Origin of the sequence: Sphingosinicella sp. (genome assembly GCF_013911755.1) — a bacterium.
In the GTDB taxonomy this organism is placed as follows: Bacteria; Pseudomonadota; Alphaproteobacteria; order Sphingomonadales; family Sphingomonadaceae; genus Sphingosinicella.
The window spans coordinates 1-11,894 of sequence record NZ_JACESP010000027.1 but is presented as its reverse complement, the minus strand read 5'-3'; the positions used below and the strand labels follow the sequence as shown (position 1 = coordinate 11,894).

General features: G+C 65.8%; 15 protein-coding genes. 12 read left to right on the top strand and 3 right to left on the bottom strand.

The genetic code is table 11. From position 1 onward, the window contains the following. The first annotated feature begins 1 nt into the window (after position 1). The 10 genes from H2052_RS15645 (at position 2) to H2052_RS15600 (ending at position 9,126) form a co-directional block, all read left to right on the top strand. Complete coding sequence (locus H2052_RS15645) at positions 2-1,006, top strand: PhoH family protein (RefSeq protein WP_293783701.1); 1,005 nt, start codon at positions 2-4, stop codon at positions 1,004-1,006. Then, positions 999-1,505: an rRNA maturation RNase YbeY gene (gene ybeY / locus H2052_RS15640; RefSeq protein WP_293783698.1), complete on the top strand. Its 507-nt coding sequence runs from the start codon at positions 999-1,001 to the stop codon at positions 1,503-1,505. The genes H2052_RS15645 and ybeY overlap by 8 nt, the downstream gene beginning before the upstream one ends. Positions 1,506-1,518: 13 nt before the next feature. Continuing rightward, positions 1,519-2,430, top strand: a complete 912-nt coding sequence (locus H2052_RS15635) for a hemolysin family protein (RefSeq protein ID WP_293783695.1) — start codon at positions 1,519-1,521, stop codon at positions 2,428-2,430. Further along, positions 2,427-3,917 carry an apolipoprotein N-acyltransferase gene (lnt, locus tag H2052_RS15630; RefSeq protein ID WP_293783692.1) on the top strand — a complete coding sequence of 497 codons (1,491 nt, stop codon included), beginning with the start codon at positions 2,427-2,429 and terminating at the stop codon, positions 3,915-3,917. The genes H2052_RS15635 and lnt overlap by 4 nt, the downstream gene beginning before the upstream one ends. Positions 3,918-3,983: 66 nt before the next feature. Continuing rightward, positions 3,984-4,376, top strand: a complete 393-nt coding sequence (locus tag H2052_RS15625; RefSeq protein WP_293783689.1) for a helix-turn-helix transcriptional regulator — start codon at positions 3,984-3,986, stop codon at positions 4,374-4,376. Positions 4,377-4,456: 80 nt separating this feature from the next. After that, positions 4,457-5,674 (top strand): methionine adenosyltransferase, encoded by a 1,218-nt coding sequence (gene metK / locus H2052_RS15620; protein WP_293783687.1) that lies wholly within the window; start codon positions 4,457-4,459, stop codon positions 5,672-5,674. 484 nt (positions 5,675-6,158) lie between these two features. Further along, positions 6,159-6,629 (top strand): hypothetical protein, encoded by a 471-nt coding sequence (locus H2052_RS15615; protein WP_293783684.1) that lies wholly within the window; start codon positions 6,159-6,161, stop codon positions 6,627-6,629. 369 nt (positions 6,630-6,998) lie between these two features. Beyond that, on the top strand, positions 6,999-7,535 hold the full coding sequence (locus tag H2052_RS15610; RefSeq protein WP_293783681.1) for a sigma-70 family RNA polymerase sigma factor: 537 nt from the start codon (positions 6,999-7,001) through the stop codon (positions 7,533-7,535). Next, on the top strand, positions 7,532-8,110 hold the full coding sequence (locus tag H2052_RS15605) for a hypothetical protein (RefSeq protein ID WP_293783679.1): 579 nt from the start codon (positions 7,532-7,534) through the stop codon (positions 8,108-8,110). The genes H2052_RS15610 and H2052_RS15605 overlap by 4 nt, the downstream gene beginning before the upstream one ends. 35 nt (positions 8,111-8,145) lie before the next feature. Then, complete coding sequence (locus H2052_RS15600; RefSeq protein ID WP_293783677.1) at positions 8,146-9,126, top strand: M23 family metallopeptidase; 981 nt, start codon at positions 8,146-8,148, stop codon at positions 9,124-9,126. A 4-nt stretch (positions 9,127-9,130) separates the two neighbouring features. On the opposite strand, the gene H2052_RS15595 is transcribed toward H2052_RS15600, so the two are convergent. Further along, positions 9,131-9,415 (bottom strand): 4a-hydroxytetrahydrobiopterin dehydratase, encoded by a 285-nt coding sequence (locus H2052_RS15595; protein ID WP_293783674.1) that lies wholly within the window; start codon positions 9,413-9,415, stop codon positions 9,131-9,133. A gap of 50 nt (positions 9,416-9,465) precedes the next feature. Between H2052_RS15595 and H2052_RS15590 the strand changes: the two genes are divergently transcribed. Further along, complete coding sequence (locus tag H2052_RS15590; RefSeq protein WP_293783671.1) at positions 9,466-9,864, top strand: metallopeptidase family protein; 399 nt, start codon at positions 9,466-9,468, stop codon at positions 9,862-9,864. Here H2052_RS15590 and H2052_RS15585 read toward each other — a convergent pair. Further along, a complete protein-coding gene (locus tag H2052_RS15585) occupies positions 9,853-10,563 on the bottom strand; it encodes an NAD-dependent deacylase (RefSeq protein ID WP_293783802.1) in 711 nt (236 codons plus the stop codon). The two genes, H2052_RS15590 and H2052_RS15585, sit on opposite strands and share 12 nt — an antisense overlap. 70 nt (positions 10,564-10,633) lie before the next feature. On the opposite strand from H2052_RS15585, the gene dapB reads away from it, so the two are divergent. After that, entirely contained in the window at positions 10,634-11,434 is an 801-nt protein-coding gene (gene dapB, locus H2052_RS15580; protein ID WP_293783668.1) for a 4-hydroxy-tetrahydrodipicolinate reductase, read from the top strand. On the opposite strand, the gene H2052_RS15575 is transcribed toward dapB, so the two are convergent. Then, the coding region (locus H2052_RS15575) for a DUF2244 domain-containing protein (RefSeq protein WP_293783665.1) at positions 11,435-11,894 on the bottom strand (460 nt) is incomplete at its 5' end.

The window sequence follows — 11,894 nt, the reverse complement described above, 5'->3', positions numbered from 1 at the left end:
GATGGCAAAAAAATCCGCTCCGCTCTCCCCGCCCGCCGCCAACGATCGTGTCCGACTCGAACTGGATTTCGACCGCGCCGAACTGCTCGGCGCACTGTTCGGCCAGTACGACCAGAACCTGATCGCTATCGAGAACCGCCTTGGCGTCTATATCGCCGCGCGCGGCAACCGGCTTTCGATCGAAGGCGATGCGCACGCGGCGGCGCGGGCGCGCGACGTGCTGACGGGGCTTTATAACCGTCTCGCGCTTGGGCAGGGCGTCGATATCGGCGATGTGGAAGGCGCGCTCGCAATGTCGCAGGATCCGTCTCTGGAGGGTCTGGTCCGCGCCGAGGACGGTGGCGGCTCGCCGATCATCATCCGCACGCGCCGCAAGACCATCGTGCCGCGTTCGCCGACGCAGCTCCGCTATATGGAGGCGCTCGCGCGGCAGGACATCATCTTTGCGCTTGGTCCGGCGGGCACCGGCAAGACCTATGTGGCGGTGGCACAAGCGGTGAGCCAGTTGATCGCGGGTTCGGTCGACCGGCTGATCCTGTCGCGCCCGGCGGTGGAAGCGGGCGAACGGCTTGGCTTCCTGCCCGGCGACATGCGCGAGAAGGTCGATCCCTACCTCCGCCCGCTCTACGACGCGCTCTATGACATGCTGCCTTCCGAGCAGGTGGAGCGGCGCATCGCCAGCGGCGAGATCGAGATCGCGCCCATCGCTTTCATGCGCGGCCGCACGCTCGCCAACGCCTTCGTGATCCTCGACGAGGCGCAGAACACGACGCCCGAGCAGATGAAGATGTTCCTCACCCGGTTCGGGCAAGGCAGCCGCATGGTCGTCTGCGGCGATCCGAAACAGATCGACCTGCCGAACCCTGGCCGTTCGGGCATCAATGACGCCACGCAGCGCCTTGAAGGCATCGATGGCATCGCCGTGGTCCGCTTCGGCGCCGCCGACGTGGTGCGCCACCCGATCGTCGGCCGGATCGTGGAGGCTTACGAAGGCCCCAATGCTTGACGTTGCCGCAGGCATTGCCGGCGGCGCGTGGCCGGACGCCGACTGGACGACGCTTGCCGAAGCCGCCTGTCGCGCAGCGCTCACCGAAACACCCTATGCGGGTCTTATCGATGCGAGCTTCTGCTGCGAAATCTCGATCCGACTGACGGATGACGACGAGGTGCGGACGCTGAACGCGCAGTACCGCGGCAAGGACAAGCCAACCAACGTGCTGTCGTTTCCGATGGTGCAGGCAGACCTGCTGGAGAGCCTTGCCAACAGCGACGACGGCGAAGTGCTCCTCGGCGACATCGTGCTTGCCGACGGCGTCGTGGCGCGCGAAGCCGTCGAGCGCGGTATCGGCATCGCCGATCATGCGACGCACCTCATCGTCCATGGGCTGCTCCATCTCGTAGGCTACGACCACGAGCAGGACGCCGAAGCCGAGGCGATGGAGGAAATGGAACGCCGCGCGCTTGCATCGCTGGGGATTGCCAACCCCTACGCCGGCGAGGCATGACGGCGGGGAAACGATGAGCGACGAACCTCCGAGTAGCAGCGGCGACCAGCCGTTCCGACCCCTTCTCCGCGCCTTGCGGAGCCTGATCTTCGGCCGTGGCGGCGAAGCGACGCTGCGCGAAAGCATCGAGGAAGCCCTCGAAGATCACGCCGGCGACACACCCGAAGGCGACGATCTTTCCGAAACCGAACGCCTGATGCTGCGGAATCTGCTCGATTTCGGGGAGCGCCGCGTCGGCGACGTGATGGTACCGCGCGGCGAGATCATCGCCTGCGATGTCGAGGACAATTTCCAGACCCTGGTGGCTGCGTTCGTCGATGCGGGCCACAGCCGGCTGCCGATGTTTCGCGAATCACTCGACGACGTGATCGGCATGATTCACGTGAAGGACGTCTACGCCGTGATCGCCTGCGAGGGACGCAGCGCCGTGGTCGATGCCGAAACGCTGCTGCGCCCGGTGCTGTTCGTGCCGCCCGCGATGCGCGTGCTCGATCTGCTCGCGCGGATGCGGCAGGGGCGCACGCACATGGCGATCGTCGTGGATGAATACGGCGGCACCGACGGGCTCGTGACGATCGAGGATCTGGTCGAGGAGATCGTCGGCGACATCGCCGACGAGCACGACGAGGAAGAGGCCGAAGCGATCACGCCGCTGCCGAACGGCGGCTTCGAAGTGGACGCGCGGGTTGATATCGAGGCGCTGGAGACGGCGACGGGGGCGCCGCTGTCGGAGGCGGCGGACGGCGACGTCGATACCGTGGGCGGCCTGGTATTCATGCTTGCCGGACATATCCCCGCGATCGGCGAGATCGTGGCGCATCCAGGCGGGTGGTCGTTCGAGGTGACCGCCGGAGACGAGCGCAAGATCGAGCGCGTGCGCGCGTATCCCCCGGCGGCGGTTTCGGCCGCGGTCAACGGGGCGTGAGACATTCCGCGGGGCGGGCGGGCCTCCTGTTCGTTGCCGGAATCGCGAGCAGCCTCGGCTTTGCGCCGTGGAACCTCTGGCCGCTCACGCTGATCGGAATCGCCTGGCTGATCCGGGAAACCGCGGCGACGCAGACGGTGCGTCAAGCGGCGAAGGCGGGGTGGGTGTTCGGGTTCGGGCACTTCCTGCTGGGGACGCACTGGATCGCGCAAGCCTTTCAGTATCAGCAGGACATGCCGGCGTGGACCGGATGGATCGGGGTGGTGCTGCTGTCCGCCTATCTCGCGGTTTTCCCGGCGATGACGACAGCGGCGACACGGCGGCTGACCGGGCTCCCACTGATCTTGAGCTTCGCGGGCTGCTGGACGATCGCGGAGGCGCTGCGCGGCATTCTGTTTTCCGGCTTTCCGTGGAATCCGCTGGGCGCGGTCGCGCTGCCGATGGCGGGGCTGGGGCAGGGCGCGGCATTTGTCGGCGGGCTCGGGCTTTCGGCACTGATCGTGCTGGCAGCGGGCGGGCTCTATCTTCTCCTCGAACGGCAATGGCGCGCGGGCGCCGCGATCCTTGGACTGACGGCCGCTGCGGCACTTGCGGGGCTGTTCCCGCTGCGGACGCCGACACCGCTGACCCCGGCACGACTCAACATCGTGCAGGCCGACATCGGACAAGATGAGAAATGGTCCGAGGACGGCGTCGAGCGCGCCGCTGCGAAGTATCTGCAGTTATCGCCGAAGCCGACGCGCGCGGCGCGCCTGCTGATCTGGCCCGAGGCGGCGATTCCCGACCTGCTGGACGAAATGCCTGCGATGCGGCGGCGGCTGGGCGCACACCTCGGGCCGAACGACCTGATGCTGCTCGGCGCGCTGAAGGCGATCCGCGAAGACGACGGCACCGCGATCGCAGCGCGCAACAGCCTGTTCGTGCTCGACAGCGAAGGCGGCATCCTTGCGCGCTACGACAAGAAGCGGCTGGTGCCGTTCGGCGAGTTCCTGCCCGCGCGCACGCTGCTGAACGCGATCGGGCTCGACCGGCTTGCGCCCGGCGCGCTCGACTTCTGGCCCGGACCGGGGCCGCGCACGCTGCCGCTGCCAAGTGGCTTCCCGGCGGTCGGCCCGCTGATCTGCTATGAAGTGATCTTCGACGGCCGCGTGACCGAGGCGGGATACCGCCCGGCGTGGCTGCTGAACGTGTCCAACGACGCCTGGTTCGCAGGCGCGGGCGCCGAAATGCACCTGGCGCAGGCGCGCCTGCGCAGCATCGAGGAGGGCCTGCCGATGGCGCGCTCCACGCCCACGGGCATCAGCGCGGTGATCGACGCGAACGGCCGCGTGACGGCTTCGATGCCGCGCGGGCAGGCGGGCACGATCGATGCGCGGTTGCCGCAGGCCAACGCGCCGACGCTGTTCAGCCATGCGGGGCGCATGCTGCCGCTGCTGCTCGCGGCCCTGCTCGTGCTTTTCGGCTGGAGGCTCGGCCGCACACGCTGACGCCTTGCGCGCCGGAACGGATGCAAATACACCCGCTATGGTTGTATTTCATCCGATCCCGGAGCCATGCCGAACGAAACCGTCCACCCCGTCGACCTTCACGTGGGCAAACGCCTGCGCGAAAGCCGCACGGCGCGCGGGGTGACGCAGGCCGAACTCGGCGCGGGGCTCGGCATCAGCGCGCAGCAGGTGCAGAAATACGAAAACGGCAGCAACCGCATCAGCGCCAGCAAATTGTTTGAGATCGCCGGGCGGCTCGGCACGGGCATCGACTGGTTTTTCGACGGGCTGGAAACGCCAGCGCCGGTGCTGCTCGCGGAGACGCAGGGCGCCTATGAGGTCGAGCCGACATCACACGACCAGACCCGCGCGCTGATTGCCGCGTTCAGGGCGCTGCCCGACGAGGCGGCGCGCGCGGATGCGCTGGACTATGTGCGAAATCGCGCTCAGCAGACATAAACGATTCTTTATGTCCGCTTGCGCGGGCCGCGTAGCGGCGCTAGAGCGGGACCGTCCAAGAGCTGTTTCAGGAAAGATGCATGGCGCGCAGCGACTATCTCTTCACGTCCGAATCGGTTTCGGAAGGCCACCCCGACAAGGTCGCCGACCAGATTTCAGACGCGATCGTCGATCTGTTCCTGTCGAAAGACCCCGAAGCGCGCATCGCCTGCGAAACGTTGACGACGACGCAGCTCGTCGTGCTGGCGGGCGAAATCCGCTGCAAGGGCGTGTACGAAAACGGCGCATGGGTGCCGGGCGCGCTCGACGAGATCGAGACGACCGTCCGCGAGACGGTGAAGCGCATCGGATACGCGCAGGACGGCTTCCACTGGGAGCAATTCCGTTTCGAGAACCATCTGCACGGCCAATCCGCGCACATCGCGCAGGGCGTCGACGAGGCGGGCAACAAGGACGAGGGCGCGGGCGACCAGGGCATCATGTTCGGCTACGCGACCGACGAGACGCCCGACCTGATGCCCGCGACGCTGGACTACAGCCACAAGATCCTCGCGCGGCTGGCGGCGGACCGCCATTCGGGCGCGGCGCCGTTTCTGGAACCGGACAGCAAGAGCCAGGTGACGCTGCGCTACGCGGGCGGCGTGCCGGTGGAAGCGACCGCACTCGTCGTTTCGACGCAGCACGCGCCGGGCTATTTCTGGCACGGCGGCGAGGGCGACCCGGAGAAGTTCAAGATTCTGCACGACTATGTGATGGGCGTGTTCCGGGACGTGCTGCCGGACGGCTTCGTGACCGAGAAAACGGCGATCCACGTGAACCCCACGGGCCGCTTCGAGATCGGCGGGCCGGACGGCGACGCGGGCCTGACGGGACGCAAGATCATCGTGGACACCTACGGCGGCGCAAGCCCGCACGGCGGCGGCGCGTTCAGCGGGAAAGACCCGACGAAGGTCGACCGCTCAGCGGCGTACATCGCGCGCTATCTTGCGAAGAACATCGTGGCGGCAGGCCTCGGCAAGCGCTGCACGATCCAGCTGTCCTACGCGATCGGCGTCGCAGAGCCGCTGTCGCTCTATGTGGATCTGCACGGCACGGGCACGGTGGACGAGGCGAAACTGGAAGCGGTGATCCCGCAGCTCGTGCGGCTGACGCCCAAGGGCATCCGCGAGCACTTGGGCCTCAACAAGCCGATCTACAGCCGCACCGCCGCATACGGGCACTTCGGGCGGAAGGCCGAGGGCGACTTCTTCCCATGGGAGAAGACCGATCTGGTGGAGAAGCTGAGGGCCGCAGTCTAGCACGACCTGGATACCGCCCCGCAGCGCGGCCGACCATGACCTCTCTGCGCCGTCAGCCACTTTGAGACTGACTTCATTCCCCCGGTTGGCCAATGAGTCAAAACTGGCACGGGAAGCCATTGGCGCAACAACGACGCTCGCCGCGCCAAAGCACTACGTCACGGCTTCGACCACTTTAATTCTCGAGTGCCTGTGTAGGGGACGGCAAGGGCTTCATCGGTCTCGAGATTGCGACAGCGGTGGAAGCCGCCCCCGTTTTTTTGAGGGGCCTCCGGTGGTAAGTATTCCAAGTCTTGAGGCCAGTTGTAATAATTCCAGCCACCACTCAGTCTGACGATCACACTTCAAGCTCGGCCCCTCAACGCGGTGTCGCAAACGGTATATAGCTATTGATAAATTTTGGGCATGGAAAACCTCCGCCAAATTTTGCAAGCTATAGGGCAAATTGAAAAAGGTGCTTATATATTTGGAGGAAATCGCAACGATGGCCGGGAGGGATAATTATAAAATAACAATATATGAAATATTGGAATCTATAGGTTTAATTCTGATACACTTTAAGAAAAGTGAGATTTTTTTTGTTTTGCCGCCGGGTGACGACGATGATTATGTTAGATATTTTATTCCTCAGTTTAAAAGTTACCACAAAGAGCGTGTTCTTTTGGGTTACGTTGGGAGTTTAGACAAAAAAATTCTCTTACCCACTAATGATAATATTTCATTTTGTGATTATGTTATTATATCTGTTATGACAGTTAATTTTCCGGGACTGATGAACCCGCCCTTTATTGGAAAGTCCAATGATGACGATTTACATTGGTGCCGTCTTATAAAAAATGTGGTCGATAACTTTCCAAAAGACAAAAATCATCTAGAAATCATTCTCACAGAACGGAAAAGTATATGCGGATTAAGAGTAGACAAAAGAGATGTGTCTCGCTCTTTTTTCCAATAGTGCAATTGGTATTATAGAATAATTCTTGTATTGTGGGGTTTCACAACCAATCAAAAACTCAGCTTGGGGGGCGATCAGCCTTCCCGCCTCTTAGGCAGTCAAAACCTAAGCCAACGGGCTGGCGCTGCCAAATCATCTGCCTCGGCGACAAGCAGTTATATCACCGCACCATCTGAGATGTGGCACCCGCGCAAATCTTGCGGACACAGCGCTGTGCACCACGCCAGCGTCACGTAGGCGTTTCGAGAGTCAGTTCCGGCAAGCCGATGCAGACGACGCCGGACCGGCGCGAAAGGCTGAGAATTTTCTTCGTAAGAAACACCGCGCGCCTGCGACTGTTTCCTTCAGGAGCAGCAAGCGGAGCGTGGAATGAGCGGCCCCGAAGGCCAGAGCGTGCGGCAGGATGCGCTGTATGCGGACGCGGTAGCGGCGCACGGCGGGATGATCGCGCGGCTTTCGGCGGGCTATGAGGCGGATCCGGCGCTGCGCGAGGATCTGGAGCAGGAGATTCATCTTCAGCTCTGGCGGAGTTTTGCCGGTTTCGCGCAGCAGTGCAGCCTTGCGACATGGGTGCACCGCATCGCGCACAATGTCGGCGCGCGGCATGTCCACTGCGCGGTGCGGGCGAAACCCGCCGGGTTCGTCGATCTCGACACCGTCGATGTCGCCGACACCCGCGCCGGGCCGGAGGACAGCGCCGACGCCGCGCTGACGCTCGACCGACTTTACGCGCTGATCTGGCGGCTGCGGCCGATCGATCGGCAGGTGATGTTGCTGCATCTCGAGGGTCTGGACGCCGCCGCCTGCGCCGAGATCACCGGGCTGACGCCGGGCGCCGTCACCACGCGCATTCACCGCATCAAGGCACTGCTCGCCCGGCAATTCGCGGGAGGAAACCGGCCGTGACCGATACGAACGACATGAGCGAAATGGGCGCGCTGTGGAAGGCGCAGGCGGTGCAGCCGCACGTGCTGCCCGCAGACGAAATCCACCGACGGCACGCCGCGCTCGAACGCCGCGTGGGGCGGCGCAACCTGATCGAATATCTGACCGCGGCGCTGATGATCGTGGGCGTCGTGGGTCTCGTTCTCCTCGACGTGCGGCTGGGCGCACTCGGGGTCGGCACGGTGGGACTGATCCTGCTGGGGATCGGCGGCGGGGTCGTGGCGTGGCAACTTCACCGGCGCACGGGCAGCGCAATGCCGATCGACGGCGCGCGGCCGAGCATCGAGGCGTATCGCGACAGCCTGCGCCGCGAACGCGATGCGCTCGCCTCCGTCGCGCGCTGGTACATCGGGCCGATGGTGCCCGGCATGGTGACGATCTACGCGGGGGCATTCCTGAAGGTTCCACCGGGCGGCCGCGTGCTCGTGATCGCGCTGGCGGCGGTGACGGGGATCGCGATGGCGTGGGTCATCCGCATCAATCGGCGCGGCGCGCAGAGGATCGCGGACGAACTCGAAGACCATGAACGCGGCTGAAGCTGCAAAGTCCGCAATCAGAAGGAGATTTGTTGATGCACATTTTCACGATCGCAGCCGTGGTGGCGGCTGCCGCAGCGGCGCCCGACAGCGTTATCGAACGCGGGCGCGCGGTTTCCGACTGGACGTCCCCCGAGAGCGTCGGCGCGCTTGCCGCGGCGGCCGCGCCCGACCTTAAAGCGAAGATCGACGCGGGAGGCGGCCCGGCAGCGTTCTCGGCCGCGATCAATGCGCAGATGGGCAAGCAGACGACGGTGTTCGATGAGGTGGAAATGGCCATCAATGGCCTGACCTTCTACCAGCGCCTCGCCGCGCATGAGCGCGCGCCCGCCGCGATGACCACGGTGGTGTGGGACGACAATGGCGCCGTGGTGGCGGCGACCGTGCAGCCTTCGTCTCCGCCGCCGGCCGCGCTTCCCGCCGGTGCGGGTGTCTCCGTCCGCCCGCCGTTTGGCACGCCGCGCGAAGGAACGTGGTTCACCTATTGGGGTGGGCGCAACCTTGCCCGCAATTATCACATGGTTGCGCGCGCGCAGACCTATGCGTTCGATCTCGTGGTGGTGAAGGACAGCAAGAGCTTTTCCGGACCGGCGAACGAACACGCATCCTATTACTGCTGGGGCGAGCCGGTGCTTGCCGTGGCGGACGGGATCGTCAGCGATGTCGTCGACGGACTGCCCGACATGGCGATCGGCGACATGAGCGCGACGGCGGCGGCGGGGAACCACGTGATCGTCCGCGTCGGGCCGGAGCAGCACGCGCTTGTCGCGCATCTGCAGCGCGGATCAACGAAGGTGAAGACGGGAGACACGGTGAAGGCCGGGCAGCCGCTCGGCCTGTGCGGCAACAGCGGCCGCACATCGGAGCCGCACATCCATTTCCACCTGCAGACGGGCGCGACCTTCGCCGACGCCGGAAACGGACTTCCGGCGAACTTCCACGACATGCGGGTGGACGGGCGGCCCGTGCGTGACGGCGAGCCGGTGCGCGGACAGGCTATCGCGGCGACGAAGTAGGGGCTTAGAGCGCGTCGATCGCCTTTGCCATCTCGATGTCGCGCATCGAGAGGCCTCCCGCGTCGTGCGTGGTGAGGAGGATATCGACGCGGTTCCAGACGTTCGACCATTCCGGGTGGTGGTCCGCCTTTTCGGCGAGGAGCGCCACCCGGCTCATGAAGCCGAACGCTTCGGAGAAATCCTTGAAGCGGAAGCTGCGGGCGAGGCCGTCTCGCGCCGTATCCAGCGTCCACGCGGGGAGGGCCGGGAGCAGCGCCGCGCGCTGGGCATCCGAAAGTTTCTCCACCATGGCTGTCCTCCTGCTGGCGCGGCGGGGCGCTTCCTCCTATGTCGTGGGTCATGAGTGTCCGTCAAACCTTCGCGCCGTCGCTGGATGACATCGAGACGCTGGCGCGCGCCGCAATCGCGCGGCTCCCGGAGGTGTTTCAGGCGCACCTCGGCGCCGTGGTGCTGCGCATCGAGGACTTTCCCGACGAGGAGGTGTGCCGCGACATGCAGCTCGAAAGCGAGTTCGATCTGCTCGGACTCTATCAGGGCCACGCGGTGGGGCGTTCCGTGGATGTCTCGGGGGCGCTGCCCGACACCGTCTATCTCTATCGCCGCCCGATGCTCGACCTGTGGGCCGAGGGCGAGGAGAGCCTGGAGCATATCGTGACGCACGTGCTGGTCCACGAGGTCGGGCATCACTTCGGCCTGTCCGACGAGGCCATGCACCGGATCGAGGAGTCAGCGCTCTAGCAGTTCCCTGACCCACGCGGGAACGAGTTCGCCCGCGCGGCCGTGGCGGGCTTCAGCGAAGAAATGCGTGCCTTCGGACGGATCGAGATTGATTTCGAGCGTATACGCGCCGGCGTGGCGGGCGCCCTGCACGAAGCCTGCAGCCGGATACACCGCGCCCGAGGTGCCGATCGAAACGAACAGGTCGCACGCGGCGAGCGCGGCCTCGATCCGGTCCATGTGGTAGGGCATTTCGCCGAACCAGACGATATCGGGACGCAGTCGCGCGCGGGCGCCGCAGTGGGTACAGGCCGGGCCGTCCGACAGGGTTTCGGGCGCGGGCTGCCGCTCTCCGCAGGCAAGGCAGAGCGCGCTTTTGAGCTCGCCGTGCATGTGCACCATGCGTTTCGCGCCCGCGCGCTCGTGGAGGTCGTCGACGTTCTGCGTGACGATCAGGAGATCGCCCGGCCACCGGGCATCGAGCCGGGCGAGCGCATCGTGCGCGGCATTCGGCACGACGCGGGCGAGTGCGGCGCGGCGCGCGTCATAGAACGCCTGCACCAGCGCCGGATCGCGCCGGAACGCCTGCGGCGTCGCGACGTCCTCCACGCGGTGGCCTTCCCAGAGGCCGTCCGGCCCCCGGAAGGTCGGAACACCGCTTTCCGCCGAAATGCCCGCGCCCGTGAGCACGACGATGCTTTGAAACCCCGCTGCCCGCATGATCTTGCGCACCGCTCCCCGATTGGCCAGAGATACGCCTTCGCATCAGCGTTCAAGGGGTTCAAGGGTTATGGCGAAGCGCGGCGGCACGGCACGGATCGGCGTCCTCGGTGCGGGCGGACGCATGGGGCAGAGCATCATCGAACAGGTGCTCGCCACGAAAGACGCCGTGCTGGCGGGCGCCGCCGAGAAGCCGGGGCACCCCGCGATGGGCCGCAGCATCGCGCCGAGCCTCGTCATCTGCGCGAACACGCTGGCGCTCGCGCACAGCGCTGACGTGCTCGTCGACTTCACGATACCGGACGCGCTCGAGGAGAACCTCACCGCGGCGTGCGACGCCGCCTGCGCGATCGTGATCGGCACGACGGGCCTGACACCCAAGCACCACAAGCTGATCGACGAGGCGGCGAAGACAATCGCCGTGCTGCAGACGGCAAACACCAGCCTTGGCGTCACCATGCTCGCCGCGCTGGTGAAGGAGGCGGCGAGCCGCCTCGGTGACGACTGGGACATCGAGATCGCCGAAATGCACCACCGCCACAAGGTGGACGCGCCCTCCGGCACTGCGCTGATGCTGGGCGAGGCCGCCGCCGCCGGGCGCGGGGTCAAGCTCTCCGCCGCCGCCGTGAAGGGCCGGGCGGGCGCGGACGCGGCGCGAAAGGTCGGCGAGATCGGCTTCGCCGCGCTGCGCGGCGGATCGGTGGCGGGCGACCACATGGTGATCCTGGCGGCGGACGGCGAGCGCATCGAACTCGGCCACCGCGCCGAATCGCGCGAGATCTTCGCACGCGGCGCGGTGCGCGCGGCGCTGTGGCTCGCGGGGAAGCCCGCCGGGCGCTACACGATGAACGCGGTGCTCGGGCTCGGCTAGCTACCGACCCGGAAGCGCGCGTTTCAGCATGGCATAGACCTCTTGCCGCTCGCGCGGGCTGAGGAAGCGGCCGACGAGCAGGCGGCGTCCGCGCTCGCCGAGCCAGAGCCGGTTTTCGGGCGGGCTCAACGTTTCCAACTCGACACGGGTGAACAGCGGCTCCAGCCGGAACTCGCGCGCGCTGCCGTCAGCCGCGACGCGGCTGTAGACGAGGCCCGAGGCATCGAGCCGCAGCCGCTCATAAGCGCGGGAGGCGCGCGCGGCGGCACGAAACGCCCAGACGAGCAGCGCAAGGTCAGCGACCACGAACGGCAGGATCGGCCAAGCGCCAAGCGCGATAAACCGCGCCGAAGCGAGCAGCATGACAAGCGCGGTGCCGCCCACGATCCACAGTGCCGGGCGTGCGCCGAGCGGTGGCGGGGGCATCAGCTTCAGGTCGAGCGTCGTCATGGGCCTCCAC

Coding starts and splice junctions, on each gene's coding strand:
- H2052_RS15645 (WP_293783701.1), top strand. CDS start 2: ATGGCAAAAAAATCCGCTCCGCTCTCCCCGCCCGCCGCCAACGATCGT.
- ybeY (WP_293783698.1), top strand. CDS start 999: ATGCTTGACGTTGCCGCAGGCATTGCCGGCGGCGCGTGGCCGGACGCC.
- H2052_RS15635 (WP_293783695.1), top strand. CDS start 1,519: ATGAGCGACGAACCTCCGAGTAGCAGCGGCGACCAGCCGTTCCGACCC.
- H2052_RS15625 (WP_293783689.1), top strand. CDS start 3,984: ATGCCGAACGAAACCGTCCACCCCGTCGACCTTCACGTGGGCAAACGC.
- metK (WP_293783687.1), top strand. CDS start 4,457: ATGGCGCGCAGCGACTATCTCTTCACGTCCGAATCGGTTTCGGAAGGC.
- H2052_RS15615 (WP_293783684.1), top strand. CDS start 6,159: ATGGCCGGGAGGGATAATTATAAAATAACAATATATGAAATATTGGAA.
- H2052_RS15610 (WP_293783681.1), top strand. CDS start 6,999: ATGAGCGGCCCCGAAGGCCAGAGCGTGCGGCAGGATGCGCTGTATGCG.
- H2052_RS15600 (WP_293783677.1), top strand. CDS start 8,146: ATGCACATTTTCACGATCGCAGCCGTGGTGGCGGCTGCCGCAGCGGCG.
- H2052_RS15595 (WP_293783674.1), bottom strand. CDS start 9,415: ATGGTGGAGAAACTTTCGGATGCCCAGCGCGCGGCGCTGCTCCCGGCC.
- H2052_RS15590 (WP_293783671.1), top strand. CDS start 9,466: ATGAGTGTCCGTCAAACCTTCGCGCCGTCGCTGGATGACATCGAGACG.
- H2052_RS15585 (WP_293783802.1), bottom strand. CDS start 10,563: ATGCGGGCAGCGGGGTTTCAAAGCATCGTCGTGCTCACGGGCGCGGGC.
- dapB (WP_293783668.1), top strand. CDS start 10,634: ATGGCGAAGCGCGGCGGCACGGCACGGATCGGCGTCCTCGGTGCGGGC.